We start from the raw sequence: 18488 nt of genomic DNA on the forward strand, positions 1-18488 counted from the left end.
CCTATACTCGTTGCTTATGACTGTCCTGTTGTTAGATCCGCGCTGGCCCACCCTAATCCCTCTGGAGGCCGTTGGAAAACTGCAGGGACCTGTTGTTTTTACCGATGAAGTACCGGTGAAGGTGCGGTGGAATTTCGACCAGCTCCTGTGCGGTGAGGATCCGGCAGGCCACGGTGTTGTGGTGAGCACAGATCCGTCCCACCCGCAGGTGCGCGCGCTTATCGACGCCCACGCGGAGCTCATCCTTGCCCCCTCCCTGGAGGAGCCGATGTGGCAGGCGCGCGAGGTGATGACGCGGGCCCGGCGCATCGGGGAGTGGGAGCGCGATCAAACCCATGAGAGCTTGCTGCCGTATCTGGAGGAAGAGTCCGCGGAGTTCGCCGAGGCGGTGCGGGAGCGCGCCTCTGAGGCCGAGCTGCTCAAGGAACTCGGTGATGTTTTCTTACAAGTCCTTTTCCATGCCGAGATAGCGGCGCGCCGCGGAGCTTTTAGCCTCGATGACGTCGCCATGTCCTTCGTCAACAAAATGCGCTCCCGCGCGCCCTACCTTTTTGACGGCACGGAGGACGTCGTGGAGGTAGAGGAGCAGGAGCGCCTGTGGGCCGAAGGTAAGGCCCGAGAAAAGGACTAGCCCTTCTGGATGATGGAGGACAGCAGAGGAGCGTAGTCGGTGAGCGTGGAGGACAGGCCAGTGCCGCCGGTGACGATGGTGTCTTCCTTAACGATCTTGCACTCGAGGGCACGGTCAGCGGTCTGGCCGGAGTACTTCACAGCGGCGAGGGCCAGCGGGCCGAGTTCCTCGGTGTTGCCCAGAGCCATGAGGTTCTTTGATAGCTGGTTGCGGGTGGTGTCCGGGCCGAGCAGCTCGCCCTCGGTCGTCTGATCGATCAGCGTCAGGGTGCTGCGGAGGGTGTTGCAGTCAGCATTCTGGATGCCCTGGGAAAGGAAGCCGCCCAACTCCTCGAGGGATGCGGCGGACGCGGTGGCGGGCACGACAGCACCCAGGGTGACAACAGCGGCAGCAGTGGCAGCGATACGACGGATGAACATGGAACTCCTTGAGATTGAAGAAAGGGCGTTGAAAGAACGTGCAGGACCGGCGTAGGCGCGGCGGACCGTTCATCGGTGCAGTGTAGCGCACAATGTTACGCATGGGAATACTTTGACATAATTACTCGAAATATTTTTGCTTAGCTAGGTTCCTTTCGTCGCCAAGCGGCGCCCTCTGTGTCGGTCTAACCCACACGTGAAACCGTCTGTAGTATTCACCTTTATGACACAGGGGCTACGGAGGATTGGGGGCTGTGGCCTCGGCATTGTCTTGGCCATCATTCTGATCATTTCCCTGGTGGCGTGGAGTCTTTCCTTCCTTGATAAGCCTTCCCCGTTCCGGCAGCTGTCCCCCGTTCCGGAGGATCTTCCACCCGTCGGTGGGGCAGAGGTGCCCAATATTGATGTCGAAGCGCCAGGGCGCACCGCGGACAAGTTGACGTGGTGGTCTGATCAGCTTGCCGACGCCACCAGCATCCCCGCCCAAGCTTTGCGGGCCTATGGCAACGCCGAATTGATCGCGCGGCAGTCGTGGCCGAACTGCAATCTGCGCTGGAATACCCTCGCCGGGATTGGCTGGGTGGAAACCCGTCACGGGACCTATAACGGCAATATATTCCACCGTTCTTCACTCGATGAGAACGGTCACCCCGAGCCGCCCATCGTGGGTATCCCTCTCGACGGTACGAACAACACCACCCACGTTCCGGACAGCGATGGCGGCGTGTTTGATGGCGATACTGAGTTTGATCGGGCGGTAGGCCCCATGCAATTCATCCCGTCTTCGTGGGAGCATTTTGGTCGCGACGCCAACGGTGATGGCGTAGCCGATCCAAATCAAATCGATGATGCCGCGCTGGGCGCTGCCGCCTTGTTGTGTTTCGGCGATAGAGACCTTTCGACGCCGGAAGGCTGGCGCTCAGCCATCCTCAATTACAACCAATCCGAGGATTACCTGCGTAAAGTGGCCGCTGCGGCGAATTCCTATGCCATCGAACAGCCTGCGACGTCCTAGCGCCTTTCTAGATCTTTATCACGTTGTCCGTTTCCGCCCGACACGTTCCGAAGTTTTCTGGAACAATTGGCTGCAGGTGGTTTGGGAGCCCCTCCCAGAACACGAACCCAAGATCAATTTGGCTCTATAGGAGTGAAAGCAGCATGGCTGACATCATCCACGTAATGGCACGCGAAATTCTTGATTCCCGCGGTAACCCCACCGTTGAGGCTGAAGTATTCCTCGACGATGGAGCACGCGGTGTGGCCGGCGTTCCGTCTGGCGCTTCCACCGGTGTTCACGAGGCTCACGAGTTGCGTGACGGTGGTGACCGCTACTTGGGCAAGGGTGTTCTCAAGGCAGTTGAGAACGTCAACGAAGAAATCGCTGATGAGCTTGCCGGCTTTGAGGCCGATGACCAGCGCCTGATCGACCAGGCCCTCATCAAGTTGGACGGCACTGATAACAAGTCCCGCCTCGGCGCCAACGCCATCCTGGGCGTCTCCATTGCCGCTGCCAAGGCTGCTGCCGAGTCTGCTGGCCTGCCGCTCTACCGCTACGTCGGTGGCCCGAACGCTCACGTCCTGCCCGTTCCGATGATGAACATTCTCAACGGTGGCTCCCACGCTGACTCCGGCGTGGATGTCCAGGAGTTCATGATTGCTCCGATCGGCGCGGAGTCCTTCTCCGAGGCGCTGCGCCAGGGTACTGAGGTCTACCACGCCCTCAAGAACGTCATCAAGGACAAGGGACTGTCCACCGGTCTGGGCGACGAGGGCGGCTTCGCTCCGTCCGTCGAGTCCACCAAGGCTGCACTCGACCTCATCGTTGACGCAATCAAGAAGGCCGGTCTGAAGCCGGGCGAGGACATTGCTCTGGCACTCGACGTTGCTTCCTCCGAGTTCTTTAAGGATGGCAAGTACCACTTCGAGGGCGGCGAGCACACCGCTGAGGAGATGGCCAAGGTCTACGAGGATCTCGTTGCCAACTACCCGATCGTCTCCATCGAGGACCCGCTGCAGGAAGATGACTGGGAGGGCTACACCAAGCTCACCGCAGCCATCGGTGACAAGGTCCAGATCGTGGGCGATGACTTCTTCGTCACCAACCCGGCCCGCCTCCAGGAGGGCATCGAGAAGAAGGCAGCCAACGCACTGCTGGTGAAGGTTAACCAGATCGGCACCCTGACCGAGACCTTCGACGCCGTCGAGCTGGCTCACCGCAACGGCTACCGCACCATGATGTCCCACCGTTCCGGCGAGACCGAGGACACCACCATTGCTGACCTCGCGGTTGCCCTCAACTGCGGCCAGATCAAGACCGGTGCCCCGGCACGTTCTGAGCGCGTGGCCAAGTACAACCAGCTGTTGCGCATCGAGCAGGAGCTCAGCGACGCAGCCGTCTACGCCGGCCGCTCCGCATTCCCGCGCTTCCAGGGCTAGTTTCTAGGAGTAGCCGGGAACCGGCCACTCGCTGAGATAGCGTCTAAGCGAAAGGTGTCACAGGAAACTGTGGCACCTTTTTTCGTCGGGGTGGCCTCCATAGCGCTGTGACGCATGTTATTTCTGAGACACGACGCGCGCCGCGCACCACCTGGGCTGTAGCGGGATACAATGACTTCCCGATGGCACGCACTACTTCTTCCCGCACGAAGCGCCGGAACACCGTTCCGGTCCACACGCGTGCCCGCGACGCGCAGCGCACCAAGCCGAAGAAGAGCCCGGCCCAGCCTAAGGGGCTCGACATTCTGGGTGTGGGCGTCATTATCGCCGTCGTGCTCGTAGTCCTCTTATCCATTGCCGTTCCGCTGCGCAATTACTACCACGGCCAGTCGGAGATAGCGCGCCTGGAAAGCTCCATCGCCGCCAAGCAGGAGCAGAAGGAAAACCTCCTCACCGAGATTGATAAATACCGTTCGGAGGAATACGTCAAACAAGAAGCGCGCCGCCGCTTCGGTGTGATGGATGAAGGAGAAACCGCGTTCCGCATCATGGATCCGCGGATGGACTCAGGCGATACGGTGACCTCGGAACGCCGCGAGGACGTCGACGAGCGCGCGTGGTACACGGTGCTGTGGGATTCGGTGTCACAGGATGCTGAGACCCCACCGGACACTGAAACCCCACCGGAAGCGGAGAACCCGCCGGAAGACTTAGTCGAAGCTCCTGCTGAATAGGACGCACCCGCGCCTCCGTGTCACAATGGTTCCTATGACCGTGACCGATGCTGATATTGAAGTCGTCCGCGAACAATTGGGCCGCACCCCGCGCGGCGTCGTGGACATTGCTTACCGCACCCCCGACGGAGCTCCTGCTGTGATTAAGACGGCGCCTAAGCTTCCCGACGGCACTCCGTTTCCTACCCTCTATTACCTCACCGATCCGCGCCTGACCGCTGAGGCATCGCGCCTTGAAGTTGCCCACGTCATGAAATGGATGGAGCAGCGTCTCGCGGCGGATGAGGACTTGCAGAAGGACTACCAGGCAGCGCACGAACACTACCTGGAAACCCGCAATGCCATGGAGGACTTGGGCACTGATTTTTCCGGTGGCGGCATGCCTGAGCGCGTTAAGTGCCTCCACGTGCTTATTGCTTATGCCTTGGCAGAAGGCCCGGGCCGGGTCCGCTTTGGCACCGAGGCCGTCGCGATGGCTGCAGAACACGGTAAACTCCGGGGAAGCGCCATCCCGGAGGATTGGCCCACCGTGGGGGACCTGGGCATTGATATGACCCAGTTTGATTTTTCTAACGCCGGTTAAGAGAAAGGCTAGCCTTATGACTCGCGTCGCTGCTGTCGACTGCGGAACCAACTCCATCCGCCTGCTCATCAGTGAGATCCAAGAGGATGGCAAGATTCGGGATATCTCCCGCACGATGGAGATCGTCCGCCTCGGACAAGGCGTCGACGCCACCGGTGAATTCGAGCCAGAGGCACTCGCGCGGACTCGTGCAGCCCTCGAAGAATACGTCAAGCAGATGAAATTTGAGAAGGTTGAGCGCGTGCGGATGGTGGCAACCTCGGCAACGCGTGATGCCAAAAACCACCGCGAGTTCTTCGATATGACCGAGGAGCTTCTTGGTCAGGTCCAGCCGGGTGCCCGCGCGGAGATCATTTCCGGGGAGGAGGAAGCACTGCTGTCCTTCACCGGTGCGGTGGGGGACCTGCGCTCTGAGAAGGGGCCCTACTGCGTCATCGACTTGGGCGGCGGTTCGACGGAGTTCGTCGTCGGGACAATCGACGGCGAGATTCTCGGCTCCCACTCTGCGCAGATGGGGTGCGTGCGACTCACTGAGCGCATGATGCGCAACGATCCGCCTACCGAAGCAGAGATTGAGATCGCTACTGATTACGTCGCTGAACGCATGGCTGAAGTGGAAAAGATCGTGCCCATCGACAAAGCCCAAACCTTTGTCGGCTGCGCCGGTACCTTCACGACGCTCTCGGCGCTGGCTCAGGGCATGGAACGCTACGATGCTGACTCCATCCACGGATCCGAGCTGCGCTTCGACGCTCTGCGGGTACTCACCCGGCAGATGATCGGTTTGTCCTCGGACGTGAGGGCCCTCAACCCCGTCATCCACCCGGGCCGCGCCGATGTCATCGGCGGCGGCTGCGTGGCCGTGGAGGGCATCATGACGATGATTGAGCGCAACAGTGATGCTCGTTCCTTCTTCATCAGTGAGAAGGACATCCTCGATGGCATCATTAGCGGCCTTGTCGCAAACTAAGCGAACTAGGCCGGTACCGTCCCGCGGACCGGCACAGTTCTACGGTTGCCGACCCTATTTTCGGCATGTGTCCACCCGTGCCCTAAGATAAGTGGGCACGGTTTGGCCCCCATAGCCCAATCGGCAGAGGCAGTCGACTTAAAATCGATTCAGTGTGGGTTCGAGTCCCACTGGGGGCACCATGACCAGCGGAAATGCTGGAAAAATTGGAGCAAAAAGCGAAAACCCTCTAAAAACCCTCTAAAAAATCGCTAGACAACACAGTTTTGCTGGAACTGTGTCTCTGACTCACAAGCCCCTAGCGGTACCGCCCCTGCATTCGGGCCGTGCTTTCAGCGTCGGGATCGGTTGTTGTGATGCGGGTTTTGTCTACTGATAGATGGAGCCGTCTGGGTCGGCAGCTCGGACTATATCTTCTACTGCGGAGCACAGGTCTGGGTCATCAATGTATCCGTCTTGGCAGCCGTGGTAAGTCTGGATTTCGCCCGAGGTTGGGTTACGGGCGCCATTATCTGCAGTGCCGTATCCACATGTTGCCGCCGGGCCGACGCATTCCTCAGTTTCTTCTAGTCCGGCCTGGCGCTCATTTTCGAGGTACTGCTCGCCGCCTCGGGTGTCGAAACACCATTGGGAGTAGGAGACTGTGCCATCTGACCAGCGGGCAGTGCCGGGGATCCCTTCGAGGCATTCCACGACAGTGGGTTCCGCGGGTACTTGTTCTACTGCCACAGGAGCGTCGGATGCGGGAAGTTCTGGGTCAGGTTGTGCCTCTTCCACGTGGGACTCTGGTTCCGTGGATTTGGAAGCGTCTGCGGGGGAGGTACTGGACGGGCTTGTGCTTGGTGGCGCCTCGTCGGCCCCAGTTTCGTTGCTGCTAGTACTCGTTGGACTTGGTTCAGGTGCAGGGGCGGTGCTGCAACTGCCGAGGGCAAAAGAAATAGCAGCAACCGCAAGGCTAAATTTCTTCATGCTGCTTGCCGCCTTCCATTGAAGTGATAGTGAATGAAAAGAACCCTAGCCTCTGCGCAGCGTACTTGGACGAGGAGCGGGGAGAAGACCTCACAATCCTTAGCCAAGGACACAGTGTGCTACCTCAGCGCAGCGGTGCTTCCCGACGTTTCGTTGACACGTGTGGACAATTTTGCGAATTTTGGGATTTTTGGGAACTTCCTAGCAATGGGGCACGTTGATCCCAGTGAAATGACAAACACGGCACCCCCTCCGGGGCTGCTTTTAGAGAAAGACTGTGAAAGGAATCGGGATTCGCGTGCGTTCTAGTAACCCCGTGATGAGTTCCCTCTCGTCCAGCCAAAGCCAGACCCAGGTTAACCCCTACGGTCAGAGCGACAATCCGTTTAACCAGGGAAACCGTAGCGCCGAGCGTCCGCTGACGGTTGATGATGTCGTGACCAAGACTGGCATCACCTTGGGCGTCATTATCGTTATGGCCGTGCTCAACTTCGCTATTGGTGAGTTGATCAACCCGGGCATCTCAATGATTCTTACCTTGGTTGGTGCGCTGGGCGGTTTCGTTACTGTTCTGGTCTCAACGTTTGGTAAGAAGTTCGGATCTGCTGCGGTGACGTTAATCTACGCAGTGTTTGAAGGCCTTTTCGTGGGCGGATTCTCGCTCATGTTTGCCGGCGTATCCTTCGGTAACTCCGATGGTATGGCGCTTATCGGCCAGGCCATCATGGGCACCGTTGGCGTATTTATCGGCATGCTGATGGTCTACAAGACCGGTGCAGTCAAGGTCACCCCGAAGTTCAACAAGATCATGTTCGGCCTCATCGCCGGCGTGGCTGTGATGGCGCTGGGCAACTTACTGGGAGCTATCTTCTTCGGCTTTAACCCGCTGCGTGATGGCGGCATGCTTGCCATCATCTTCTCCTTGGTCTGTATCGTTCTGGCCTCCCTGTCCTTCATGACGGACTTCGATCAGGCTGACCGTCTCATCCGCCAGGGCGCTCCGGCTCAGTATGCTTGGGGCATCGCTCTCGGCTTGGCCGTGACCCTGGTCTGGCTCTACACCGAGATTCTCCGTCTGCTGAGCTACTTCAGGGACTAGCCTCGGTACCGCCTTTAAGAACCGGCGGCCGGCACCACAATCACTTGTGGGTGCCGGCCGCCGGTTTTCTATGTCCAGTTCGCTTGCAACTACAACCCCCGTGGGGAAGCAAGGCGCTCAGTGCTGCGCGATAGGTGGCGATGTCCTAGGCATGAGAAGAGTGCCTTCCCCATTGTTAGTACACGTGTGCCAGGGGTCTTGCGATTATTTGTGTGCCTCAATTGGCAATTTCTCACCACATACGGCGAGGCGTGAAGAGGAAAGAAACGGGCCTTGCAAAAAGTGCAAATCGGCGAGAAGATACCGTTGTCTTGGGAGAAATGTTCGATCGCCCAAGTCAAAAAACGGATGAAGAATCCCGTCCACGGTGTTCCGGAGTGACCTTTGACAGCGGTATGGAGTGTGACCTGGAATCATTTTCTGCGACTGCTTGTCACCCTCCTCTGCGGAAGTTATGCAAGGTCATAGGTGGTTTTGTGAACTGCTGTGTGGATGAATCTGGTCCATACTTCCGAAACACGCGATGGGGTCGTGCCTGCAGGGTGAAAAACGACGAACGAATGTTAACAGTGTTGTAATTAGGGGGCACCTGCATGGTCATAATCGGCAGCGCAGGCGCAAGAGTCTCACGGCGCGCACCCACAATTCTTACAGGCGACGACCAGCACCTATTTATGAACCTTTTATCACTCGCATCTAATACATCATTATTTGCAACCCATTGAAAATGGACTATGTGGGGTTGGCGCGACATATTGCGCATTCTCGTGCATTCTGGTCGCAGAAGCCGCTCGCTGAGCTTGGCTCTGGCGAGGGGCTTCTGATAGTCAGAAAAGTTGGTTGAAGGGAAACCATGAAGCGAATCGGGGGCCTTGCGTTGGTGGCGGTTTGTATAGGGGTGCTTTCAAACTGCGCAGCTCCGCTGGGCCTCAGTGCTCGCGACAATGGTAATAGCTCGGGGGACTTTAGCAACTTTTCTGGCGACATGTCCGGCGGTGGCTCAGTGGACTCGGGGGTCGCTGAAGCCACCGCCACGAAGGTGCGAGAGTCTCAAGCTTCGGGCAGCGACTCTCGTACGGGCGGTGGGGTACTACCGCCACTTGGTGAATTTGATCGTACGGAGCCTGGCTTCCAGGTGTTTGATCCATGTACCGCGGAGGCTCAATCTGCTTTTAGAAATTTGGGACTACTTTTCACGGGTGAAATCAATCGGGAGACTGGTTTTCGATCTTGTCGTTTTGAGGCCCTGGAACGTGATGGAAGCAAAGCCAGTGTGAGCATAGAATCTAGGGATTACTCGGTTACTGAGATTCGATCCGCTTTTCCTAATGGAACCGAGGCTGAGCTAGGAGGCGGAGAAGTAATCTACTTGGTTGAAGAATCGCTTATCGCGAATGCAACGTGTACGGGGTATGTGGAGACAGTCGAAGGTTCAATCTCATTATCTTGGACTAATTTGTCTAGCGCTAATTCGATAAAGGGCAACTGTAAAAACGTTGAAAGGGTAATACGCGCCGTCATCTAATTAGATGGGGGCTCGGGGGTGAATGATGATTATTAATCAAGGAAATTTAAATCAACAAGTTGAAGCAATCCATAACTTTGATCGAAATCTGTCTCTTGCTAAGGAGCGGGCACATAGCCCCCTTGACGGAGGATTCTCTCCAGTTACTGGCTTAAGCGAAGTCGGCGCAATCCACCAACGCGTGCTGGCAACGGACCCGGGGTCGGCGCGTAATTCTTTGGAAGGGTTTAGAGGACAGGTTTCTTGGCTTGGGGAGGCGCTCCAGACCGAGCTCGCCGGCTTCGAATCACAGGATGAACTCAACAGCAGAGGGCTGGATGTCGCAGACGCCGGTGGCGGGGGCGCGGCGGAGGCGATGCCGATCGTGTCGCAACCAGATCCGGGATACAGCCCATTTGGGTTTACGGTTCCGATCGTTGACACCGGTGCATCAATCATGGGCCTGGCATCCAACTTGTTCAGCACCCGTTTCTGGGATGTCTCGGAAGCGAATGCGCGGTGGGGAGCCTTGAGCGGAGAAGTCGCCGATATCGTTGCGGGGCTGGAGAACTCGGCCGCGTCCTTGGAGGCGGAGAATGATAGCGAAGCCACCACGCGAGCGGCCCAGAAGATTCGTGAAGTTGCGAAGGCGGGCACACACTTCATTGCCAATGCGGACGTGATGCAACAAAAGCTGTTCGGCTTCCAAGCGCAGCTAATGAATGTGCAGCCAGAGGCAATCGCCTTGGCCTTCGAGGTAGCAGCAATTCCAGATCCCGTCGCACGCGAGGCCGCAGAACAGGCGGCGTTGGGATATATGCAGGGCGTGCTTCAACAGCAGGTTATTGCCGCCATGCCCTATCAGCACGCGCTCATGGATGCGGCACCACCCAGCGGTGGTGGGGATGTCAGTACCCAATTCGGCGCGGTCGCAGGTGATGGATCCCGCTACACCACGGAAGACGTTGCCTGGCCGCAGCAGATTGCTGAGGCGATGGAAAGCGGCGCCGTCGGCCCAGGTTCTTTTAGCGTTGCAGACGGGGAAATCCAGGGGCTTGAAAACGTTGGGATGGATGCTGGTGACATCGCGAAGTTTCATAGCGCATTGCATGATCGTGGACGCACGATCCTCAACGAGTTGGGTTTCGGAGATTCGCTGGCACCCGTTAGTGCGGCGGACGTGAACACGTCGGCCGCGAGCGCAGGCGTAGGAACACTGAACCCGTCTCATGCTGGTGTTCCGGGGACGTCGGCAACTCAGATTGGTGCGCCGAACATTGGCGCTGGTCTGAGTGGACTAGGAGGCCTAGGCAGCGGTGCCGGTGGGCAGGGACTTGGCGCCGTTGGCCTTGCGAATGCGCGCGGCAACGCGCTACCTGGGGGTGTTGCCGGACTCAGCGGCCGGGGGCTGGGCCGGTTACCGGAGATGTCGGCGAATCCGACGACTGCAGCGGCGGGGCTAGGCGGCTTCGGTACTGCGCCCAGCGGACCGCAGACGGGTACGCACCCGGTTATCGGTGGCCTTCCCGGGGCCGTAGCGGGGAGTGGACTGCAGAGGGACGGAAGGGCGTCGCTAAGCGCAGGCAGTATGGCCGGAGGAGGAGTGATCGGTGGCGCTGGTGGAGTTGGCGGCGTCGGTGGTATTGGTAACGCTGGCGGTACAAATAGTGTCGTAGGTGCCGCTGGGGGAGCAGGCGCCGCAAAGGCTGGCGGCGGACAAACCCGCGGCGCGGGTATGCGGATGATGCCCATGATGGGCGGAGCAGCCCGCGGCGGTGAAAGCGAAAAGAGGATCAAATCCGTCACCACGCAGGTTGAACGCGATCCGAACCGCCGAGATCTACTCGGTGAAGCGCCCGCGGTGCTGCCCGGAGTCATCGGCGAGTGGGCCCGGGAAGAAAACTAGGGGACGGTGGGTGAGGGATTCTCTCATAACCTCATAACGCGAAAAGCGGCGCCCGAATAACGGGACGCCGCTTTCGCTTTAAGCTGACGGTGAGCCTACTGCTGAACCGGAGCAGTGGTGTACTCGGCCGGAGCAACCTCAGTCTCAGCCGTGGCTTCAGTCTCAGCCGTTGCTGCGGTGGACTCGGATGCACCAGCACCCGGCGCCTCACCGGTGAAGGTGGCACCGGTGTCGACCTTCTCAGTGGAATCCTGCTCGCTCGGCGGGTGGCAAGCAGCCAGGGTGAGTCCAGCGGAGACAACCAGACCAGCGGCAGCGAAACGAGTGAACTTCTTCATGTGATAAAACTCTTTCTCAGAAAAACGATGACCTAAGAGCAGTATAAATTAGGACTTGCGCGGAGTTGCGGCCTTTGCGGAATCATAAGGTGCCGCGGAGACCACGGTCACCGACAAGGTCTTGCCGTTCGGCGCGGTGTACTCGCGGGTTTCGCCCTCAGCAGCACCCAGGAGGACAGCACCCAACGGGGACTGCTCGGAGTAGGTCTCCAGATCCTTGTTATCCGATGCCGCAGCGCGGGTACCGATAAGGAAGGTCTCGCGGTCTTCCTTGTCACCGTTGTAGTAGACATGGACGACAGAACCGATGTGGGCAACGCCTTCCTGGACGGCGGTGCGCTCGGTGGTGGAGTTAGCCAGAACCTCGGAGATCTGCTTGATGCGGGCCTCTTCCTGGTCCTGCATTTCGCGGGCGGCGTCGTAACCCGCGTTCTCCTTCAAGTCACCTTCCTCGCGGCGCTCATTAATCTCGGCGGCGACGACCGGGCGGTGGTCGATGAGGGCCTGCAGCTCGGCCTCGAGCTTGGCCTTGGTTTCCGGGGTGATGTACTGCTTCTGCTGCTCAGCCATAGTGCAACCTTCCGTTGACGGTTCCTGATGAACGGTTTTATTTCTTAAAAACTGGGCCTAAAAGCGCAGGTGGCGCGGCCCATTCAGAACGCTCAACATACTAGCATAGCTGGGCTTTTACTCGGCGTTTGCCTCACCCGCAGAATCCATGGTGCTGATATCGAGGTAGGAGGGGATATTTCCGGAGCAGCCGTAGACGCCACCGGCGACGGCAGGGTGATTGGTAGGGATGTCCACGGCGACGCGCTGGGCGGCTTCGCCGCCAGCCGGCACGGCAATTTCGCGGCGGCCCACCTCTGCCTTGGAATAGTCAAAAGCCTGCACGATGCAATAGGCAGGCTCCTCCACGCGGTTGCGGGTGATGTCTACCCACACGCGGGCGGTATCGTCGGAAAGAATCTCGTGGGTGACATAGGAGATGTCCGCGTTAATTTTCTGTTGGCTGCGCACGTACTGCACGCCAAAGACGACGGCCGCCACCAGCATGCCCAGGAAAATCAGGACTAGGGCCCGATTGGTCCAGGATTTCCCCGTGCGAGCAGAGGAGGACGAGGAACCGTAGCGAGACCGTGAGCGTGCGGAGCGAGAAGCAGGTTGGGCGTCAGACATGAGTCTGATTCTATCCAACGGTCGCTACGAAGTTACTATCCACTAGACTGGGCCTCTGTTTAAAGAAGCGATGTAGGGAGATGTATCACCCAGTGAGTACAAAGCGCCTTTTGGCTATTCACGCGCACCCCGACGATGAATCCTCGAAGGGTGCTGCAACGACCGCGAAGTATGCCGCGGAGGGAGCGGAAGTCCTCGTCGTGACCTGCACCGGCGGTGAGCGGGGCGACATCATCAACCCAGCCATGGACCGCCCCGGCGTCCTCGAGAACATGGGCAGTATTCGTCGTGAAGAAATGGCGAAGGCCGCCGCCGCCTTGGGAGTACAGCACCGGTGGCTCGGGCACGTGGACTCAGGCCTTCCGGGTGATCCGCTGGCCCCCAATATCAAGGACCTGCTGCCTGAGGGCTGCTTTGCTCTCAAAGAAGATGATGATGTGGCCCAAGAACTCGTGGAGATCATTCGGGAGTTCCGCCCCCAGGTCATCATTACTTATGACGAAAACGGCGGCTACCCGCACCCGGATCACCTCATGGTCTACCGTGCTTCTATGTTGGCGTGGGAGAAGGCGGGCGATGCCGCCTACCACCCAGAATTGGGAGAGCCGTGGGAGCCGCAGAAGCTCTACTACACGCACGGTTTCGTGTACCAGAGGATGAAGATCTTTCACGACCTCCTAGTAGAAGAGGGAAAGATTAGCCCCTATGAGCCGATGCTGGCGCGCTGGGACACCGCTTTTGGTGACATCATGGCGCGCGTGACCACGCAGGTAGAGTGCGCGGATTACTTCCAAAACCGGGAGGACGCCCTGCGCGCGCACGCCACCCAAATCGATCCGGCTGGTGCTTTCCTCGCTACGCCCGTCGCCGTGCAGCAGGAGCATTGGCCAACGGAGGAGTTCGAGTTGGCCAAGACCCGTGTCTCGTCCTCACTGCCAGAGGACGACCTATTTGCGGGAATCCCGGAAGTAGGGGAATCTTAAAGTATGAACGCTTTGTACTTCGCGGCGCATGACGTCGCCCTGCTCGCCCAAGGGAGCCAAAGCGGCCCGGTGGGACCGGAGTTCGGTAAGGCCTCGCCCATTGGTTTGCTGATCCTCGTTCTCATGGGAGTGGCCGTCCTTTTTGCAGGCTGGAACTTTCACCGCCGCTATTCGCGCTTCCGCCGCCGCACCATGTTCGCGCAGGATCATGGCATCGATCCTTTTGATGATGAGGCGGTCGATGCGGCAATGAAGGAAGCCGGCATCCTCGATAACAGCAAGAAGTCCATCTTTTAACGCAGAGGACGTTTCTCCACCGTGAAGTTCCTAAGCCAGCTCCTATACCCCCTGTATGAGGCGCGCCTAACGCGTGAGATTAAAAACAAACCGCAACCACGCCACGTGGCAATCATGGCGGATGGCAATCGCCGCTGGGCGCGCGAGGCGGGCTTTACGGATATCAGCCACGGCCACCGGCAAGGCGCGCGGAAGATCAGTGAGATGATTTCGTGGTGCCAAGGCACCGACATCGAAGTCGTCACTATCTACTTGCTGTCGACGGAAAACTTGAAGCGCAGCGAGCAAGAAGTGCAATTGCTCTTCGACATCATTTCGGATGTCGTCACGCACCTCTCCCAGGGTGACTTGGATTGTCAGATCCGCCTGGTCGGGCACTTAGATCTGCTCCCCGAACAGGTCACAGCCAAGATGCAGAGTGCGGCTGAGGCTACCGAGGATCACCAAGGTGTCATCGTCAATATTGCGGTGGGCTACGGCGGGCGCCAAGAAATTGTGGATGCCGTACAGAACTTGATCCGTAGTGAAGCACGCAAGGGGCTGAGCGCTGAGGAGATCGCGGAGAACGTGACTGCAGAGGCCATCACGGGCAACCTCTACACCAAAGGGTTGCCGGATCCCGACCTCGTCATCCGTACCTCCGGTGAGCAGCGGCTGTCCGGGTTCCTTCTGTGGCAGGCAGCCTATTCCGAGATTTGGTTCACGGATACCTACTGGCCAGCATTTCGCCGGGTGGATTTCCTGCGTGCCTTGCGCGACTATTCTCAGCGCTCGCGCCGCTTTGGGCGCTAACCGGGATACGCTGCCTAGAGCTTGCGCATCCTGACCTGTTCCACCAAATGGTGTGAGCCTTTGCGCAGGACCAGGGAAGCGCGCACCCGGGTGGGCAGAATATTCTCAATGAGGTTGGGCAGGTTGATGGACTGCCAGATTTCGCGTGCCTGTGCGTAGGCTTCCTCATCCGTCATGTCCGCGAAGGAAGCGAAGTGCGCGCCCGGCTCGCGGAAGGCAGTGTGCCGGAGCTTGAGGAAGCGGTCGATGTACCACTTCTCAATGTCGTCCACGCGGGCATCGACGTAGACAGAGAAGTCAAAGAGATCTGACACCATGAGGGTTGGCCCGGTCTGCAGGACGTTGAGGCCTTCCAGGATGAGGATGTCCGGTTGCCGGACCTCTTGGAATTCATCGGGGACGATGTCATAGGACACGTGTGAATACAGCGGTGCGGTAACCAGTGGTTTGCCGGATTTAACGTCGGTAACAAATCGCATGAGCGCGCGGCGGTCATAAGACTCCGGATAGCCCTTGCGCTGCATTAGCCCGTGCTCTTTGAGGTAGGCGGTGGGGTAGAGGAAACCATCGGTGGTGACGAGGTCGACCTTCGGGTGGGAATCCCAGCGTTCCAAGAGCACTTGGAGCAAGCGCGCCGTTGTCGATTTGCCCACGGCGACGGAGCCGGCGACGCCGATGACGAAAGGCACGTGCGTCGGTGGGTTACCCAAAAAGGCCTCGGTGGCGGCGGTGAGTTTCTGGCGGGCCTCCACCTGCATGTGAATAAGACGGGATAGCGGCAGATAGACTTCCGCCACCTCGGTGAGATCGATGCGGTCACCAATACCACGGAGTTTTTCCACCTCGGTGGCCGTCAACACCTGTGGCATGGATTTACGCAGGGCACGCCACGTATCGCGGTCAAAATCGAGGTACGGGCTCGCATCGGTCATTCGCGCCATGCCGACTATTGTCGCACTGCATCCGGCGCCTCGTGCAATTGCCCCGAATGAAAAGATTCTTAGAGGCCCCCGCGCGGGGGATAGGGGCGTTAGGATGTAGAACTAGCTTCGGCGATTTCTAAAGCCGGTGGTGTTGTGCTGCGAGCGGGCGCTGCTGGCTATCTTGACCATCTGTAGGAAGGGACACCACGCTTTCATGACGACTACGAACAATTCAGACGTGCGCTACCAGGAGATGCGCGATCTTGACCCCGAGGTCTTCGATGCTATTTCTGGTGAGATCGCTCGTCAGCGCGATACCCTCGAGATGATTGCTTCGGAGAACTTCGTCCCCCGCGCCGTTCTGCAGGCGCAGGGTTCTGTTCTCACCAACAAGTACGCAGAGGGCTACCCGGGGCGCCGCTACTACGGCGGCTGCGAGCACGTTGATGTCGTGGAGGACCTGGCTCGCGATCGTGCCAAGGCGCTTTTCGACGCCGAATTTGCCAACGTCCAGCCGCACTCCGGTGCTCAGGCCAACGCTGCGGTGCTGGCGTCGCTGATCCAGCCGGGTGACAAGATCATGGGCCTGTCCTTGGCTCATGGTGGTCACCTGACCCACGGTATGAAGCTGAACTTCTCCGGCAAGCTTTACGACGTTGCCGCGTATGAGGTTGACCCGGAGACCATGCGCCTCGACATGGACAAGGTCCGCGAGCAGGCTCTGGCTGAGAAGCCGCAGGTGATCATTGCTGGTTGGTCCGCCTACCCGCGCACCATCGACTTTGAGGCCTTCCGCTCCATCGCCGATGAGGTCGGCGCCTACCTGTGGACGGACATGGCTCACTTCGCGGGCCTCGTGGCCGCCGGTCTGCACCCCTCCCCGGTGCCGCACTCCGATGTTGTGTCCTCCACCGTGCACAAGACGCTTGGTGGCCCGCGCTCCGGAATTATCTTGGCCAAGCAGGACTTTGCCAAGAAGATCAATTCCAACGTCTTCCCGGGCCAGCAGGGTGGTCCGCTCATGCACGTCATCGCGGCGAAGGCTATTGCTCTCAAGATTGCGGCCACCGAGGAGTTCAAGGAGCGCCAGGAGCGCACCCTGGAGGGCGCTCGCATTCTGGCTGAGCGTCTGACCGCTGAGGATTGCACCAAGGCGGGCGTCGACGTCCTCACCGGCGGCACCGACGTGCACCTCGTCCTAGCGGACCTGCGCAACTCCGAGCTCGATGGCCAGCAGGCAGAGGACCTCCTCCACGAGGTGGGCATCACCGTGAACCGCAACGCGGTTCCGAACGATCCGCGCCCGCCGATGGTCACCTCCGGCCTGCGCATTGGCACCCCGGCCCTGGCCACCCGCGGTCTTGACACGGCGGCCTTCACCGAGGTGGCGGATGTCATCGGTACCGCGCTGGCAAATGGCAAGAACGCGGACGTCGCCAAGCTGCGCGCCCGCGTGGAGAAGGTCGCCGCGGACTTCCCGCTGTACGACGGCCTTGAGGACTGGAAGCTGGTCTAAGCTTCCGAACGCTCCTCGGCGTGAGCTTTCCGGGCGGCCTCGAGCCACTCGGGCATTGCGCTGAGGAGCTCTTTGATTTCTGCGGTGGTGAGAGGGCGATCCATGTCGTTCTTCTTCAGCGCGGTCACGGAAATGCCCAGCTTCTGTGCCACCACCGGGCGCGGGTGCGGGCCCTCGCGGCGCAGGGTGGCCAGCCACTCCGGCGGGTTCTCCTGCAAGTCGCGCAATTGCGCGTGCGTTACTGCAATGGCTTGAAACTCCTCCGGGGCGGCCGGCAGGTAGATGCCCAGCTTCTTAGCCGCGGTTTGCGCGCGCATGGCGGTACCGGAAGGCTGCTGGGTTTCGTTGGCTGGGGTTTCATTATTCGGGGTATCAGTCACGCTCACCACGCTAGCAGCACCGTAGTATGAGGTGCATGCTCCGCCTTGTCTTTTGCACTGGTACAGAACCCGGTAAATGGTTTCGCCGCTACCGTGACTCGCATTCTCTCGAGTCCCTGGTGACCGCCGACGCCGATGATGCGATGGCGGCTCTTCTTGCCCAGGAAGCTGACCTTGCTCTGACCCGCCTGCCAGATCTACGGGTCGATGACAGCTTCCATGTGGTTCGGCTGTACGAGGAAGCGCCTGGGATCGCAGTTCCGAAGGATTCCGTGTACGCCGAGGTAGGGGAGGACATTACACCGGAGGATGTCGCCGAAGAGATCGTGAATTACCGGATTGCGCAGGATGGCAGCGTCGACGTCCCTGCCCTGCGTACCGCTCTCCAAGTTGTGGCAGCCAACGTGGGCGTGGCCATCGCACCTCGACCGCTGCTGAAGGTGCTCAGCAAGAAGCAAGTCGTGGCACTGGGCTTGGAGGATCCCACTGTTGCGCGCACGGAGATCGCTTTGGTGTGGCGCCGAGCAGACGATGGTGACGAGATTCAGGATTTCGTCGGCGTGGCGAAGGGAAGGACGCGGAATTCTTCCCGCAATGTTGCTGAGAAGCGCAGTGCCCGTGACAAAGCAAAGGCTAAACAAGCACGCAGAAAGTCGCAAGGAAAGTCTCACAAGGGCTCGATTTCCAAACCGTTATCGAAAAGATATAGGGGGTCTCAGCAGCGGAAACGTAGATAAGGAAGGCTCTTTGTTGTCAAATCATAGGTGCATCGGTGGCGGGGCGGCCGCGGCCGAGCCTACGGTGGACTTTGTTCTCAACAAAAGTACTT

21 protein-coding genes and 1 tRNA gene are annotated in these 18488 nt (G+C 59.2%); 15 read left to right on the forward strand and 7 right to left on the reverse strand.

Annotation, left to right across the window (positions count from 1 at the left end):
- The first annotated feature begins 16 nt into the window (after positions 1–16).
- Positions 17–631 carry a MazG nucleotide pyrophosphohydrolase domain-containing protein gene (locus HWX44_RS00035; protein ID WP_046648321.1) on the forward strand — a complete coding sequence of 205 codons (615 nt, stop codon included), beginning with the start codon at positions 17–19 and terminating at the stop codon, positions 629–631.
- Here HWX44_RS00035 and HWX44_RS00040 read toward each other — a convergent pair.
- Positions 628–1050 carry a hypothetical protein gene (locus HWX44_RS00040; RefSeq protein ID WP_046648322.1) on the reverse strand — a complete coding sequence of 141 codons (423 nt, stop codon included), beginning with the start codon at positions 1048–1050 and terminating at the stop codon, positions 628–630. The two genes, HWX44_RS00035 and HWX44_RS00040, sit on opposite strands and share 4 nt — an antisense overlap.
- Before the next feature lie 223 nt (positions 1051–1273).
- Here HWX44_RS00040 and HWX44_RS00045 point away from each other — a divergent pair, with 223 nt between their 5' ends.
- From HWX44_RS00045 to HWX44_RS00070, 6 genes are all read left to right on the forward strand, one after another.
- Entirely contained in the window at positions 1274–2065 is a 792-nt protein-coding gene (locus HWX44_RS00045) for a lytic transglycosylase domain-containing protein (RefSeq protein WP_049155526.1), read from the forward strand.
- Positions 2066–2208: 143 nt separating this feature from the next.
- The gene (gene eno / locus HWX44_RS00050) at positions 2209–3486 is read left to right on the forward strand and encodes a phosphopyruvate hydratase (protein ID WP_049155525.1); all 1278 of its coding nucleotides are present in this window, start codon (positions 2209–2211) and stop codon (positions 3484–3486) included.
- 182 nt (positions 3487–3668) lie between these two features.
- Positions 3669–4220, forward strand: coding sequence for a septum formation initiator family protein (locus tag HWX44_RS00055; protein ID WP_254868066.1), 552 nt, complete (start codon positions 3669–3671; stop codon positions 4218–4220).
- A gap of 34 nt (positions 4221–4254) precedes the next feature.
- Positions 4255–4803, forward strand: coding sequence for a DUF501 domain-containing protein (locus HWX44_RS00060; protein WP_070546154.1), 549 nt, complete (start codon positions 4255–4257; stop codon positions 4801–4803).
- Between the two features lie 16 nt (positions 4804–4819).
- Positions 4820–5773, forward strand: a complete 954-nt coding sequence (locus HWX44_RS00065) for a Ppx/GppA phosphatase family protein (protein WP_070510312.1) — start codon at positions 4820–4822, stop codon at positions 5771–5773.
- Positions 5774–5878: 105 nt separating this feature from the next.
- A tRNA-Leu gene (locus tag HWX44_RS00070) sits at positions 5879–5955 on the forward strand.
- A 187-nt stretch (positions 5956–6142) separates the two neighbouring features.
- On the opposite strand, the gene HWX44_RS00075 is transcribed toward HWX44_RS00070, so the two are convergent.
- Positions 6143–6550 (reverse strand): hypothetical protein, encoded by a 408-nt coding sequence (locus HWX44_RS00075; RefSeq protein ID WP_144014025.1) that lies wholly within the window; start codon positions 6548–6550, stop codon positions 6143–6145.
- A 490-nt stretch (positions 6551–7040) separates the two neighbouring features.
- Between HWX44_RS00075 and HWX44_RS00080 the strand changes: the two genes are divergently transcribed.
- The 3 genes from HWX44_RS00080 (at position 7041) to HWX44_RS00090 (ending at position 11251) form a co-directional block, all read left to right on the forward strand.
- Positions 7041–7841, forward strand: coding sequence for a Bax inhibitor-1/YccA family protein (locus HWX44_RS00080; RefSeq protein ID WP_070679983.1), 801 nt, complete (start codon positions 7041–7043; stop codon positions 7839–7841).
- Between the two features lie 985 nt (positions 7842–8826).
- Positions 8827–9366: a DUF3558 family protein gene (locus HWX44_RS13540; protein WP_444843278.1), complete on the forward strand. Its 540-nt coding sequence runs from the start codon at positions 8827–8829 to the stop codon at positions 9364–9366.
- A 181-nt stretch (positions 9367–9547) separates the two neighbouring features.
- The gene (locus HWX44_RS00090) at positions 9548–11251 is read left to right on the forward strand and encodes a hypothetical protein (RefSeq protein WP_368302269.1); all 1704 of its coding nucleotides are present in this window, start codon (positions 9548–9550) and stop codon (positions 11249–11251) included.
- A gap of 95 nt (positions 11252–11346) precedes the next feature.
- On the opposite strand, the gene HWX44_RS00095 is transcribed toward HWX44_RS00090, so the two are convergent.
- The 3 genes from HWX44_RS00095 to HWX44_RS00105 form a co-directional block, all read right to left on the reverse strand.
- A complete protein-coding gene (locus HWX44_RS00095; protein WP_046648328.1) occupies positions 11347–11589 on the reverse strand; it encodes a hypothetical protein in 243 nt (80 codons plus the stop codon).
- Positions 11590–11637: 48 nt separating this feature from the next.
- Entirely contained in the window at positions 11638–12159 is a 522-nt protein-coding gene (gene greA, locus HWX44_RS00100; RefSeq protein ID WP_158382070.1) for a transcription elongation factor GreA, read from the reverse strand.
- Positions 12160–12276: 117 nt separating this feature from the next.
- On the reverse strand, positions 12277–12768 hold the full coding sequence (locus tag HWX44_RS00105; protein WP_175972769.1) for a DUF4307 domain-containing protein: 492 nt from the start codon (positions 12766–12768) through the stop codon (positions 12277–12279).
- A gap of 92 nt (positions 12769–12860) precedes the next feature.
- Here HWX44_RS00105 and mca point away from each other — a divergent pair, with 92 nt between their 5' ends.
- From mca to HWX44_RS00120, 3 genes are read left to right on the forward strand one after another with little or no spacing between them, the layout of a single operon-like run.
- Positions 12861–13751 (forward strand): mycothiol conjugate amidase Mca, encoded by an 891-nt coding sequence (gene mca / locus HWX44_RS00110; protein ID WP_070821832.1) that lies wholly within the window; start codon positions 12861–12863, stop codon positions 13749–13751.
- Positions 13752–13754: 3 nt separating this feature from the next.
- Positions 13755–14048, forward strand: a complete 294-nt coding sequence (locus tag HWX44_RS00115; protein ID WP_046648331.1) for a hypothetical protein — start codon at positions 13755–13757, stop codon at positions 14046–14048.
- A gap of 21 nt (positions 14049–14069) precedes the next feature.
- Positions 14070–14840, forward strand: a complete 771-nt coding sequence (locus HWX44_RS00120) for an isoprenyl transferase (protein ID WP_046648332.1) — start codon at positions 14070–14072, stop codon at positions 14838–14840.
- 14 nt (positions 14841–14854) lie between these two features.
- Here HWX44_RS00120 and coaA read toward each other — a convergent pair whose 3' ends face one another.
- Positions 14855–15781 (reverse strand): type I pantothenate kinase, encoded by a 927-nt coding sequence (gene coaA / locus HWX44_RS00125; RefSeq protein WP_046648333.1) that lies wholly within the window; start codon positions 15779–15781, stop codon positions 14855–14857.
- 196 nt (positions 15782–15977) lie between these two features.
- Between coaA and glyA the strand changes: the two genes are divergently transcribed.
- Entirely contained in the window at positions 15978–17279 is a 1302-nt protein-coding gene (glyA, locus tag HWX44_RS00130) for a serine hydroxymethyltransferase (protein ID WP_049155515.1), read from the forward strand.
- Here the strand turns inward: glyA and HWX44_RS00135 are convergent.
- A complete protein-coding gene (locus tag HWX44_RS00135; RefSeq protein WP_118779527.1) occupies positions 17276–17596 on the reverse strand; it encodes a DUF5997 family protein in 321 nt (106 codons plus the stop codon). The two genes, glyA and HWX44_RS00135, sit on opposite strands and share 4 nt — an antisense overlap.
- Before the next feature lie 98 nt (positions 17597–17694).
- Here HWX44_RS00135 and HWX44_RS00140 point away from each other — a divergent pair, with 98 nt between their 5' ends.
- Positions 17695–18396 carry a LysR family transcriptional regulator substrate-binding protein gene (locus HWX44_RS00140; RefSeq protein WP_049155514.1) on the forward strand — a complete coding sequence of 234 codons (702 nt, stop codon included), beginning with the start codon at positions 17695–17697 and terminating at the stop codon, positions 18394–18396.
- Positions 18397–18488: the final 92 nt, after the last annotated feature.

The sequence above is a fragment of the Corynebacterium sp. Marseille-Q2823 genome, from assembly GCF_903645345.1.
Classification (GTDB): Bacteria; Actinomycetota; Actinomycetes; order Mycobacteriales; family Mycobacteriaceae; genus Corynebacterium; species Corynebacterium hiratae.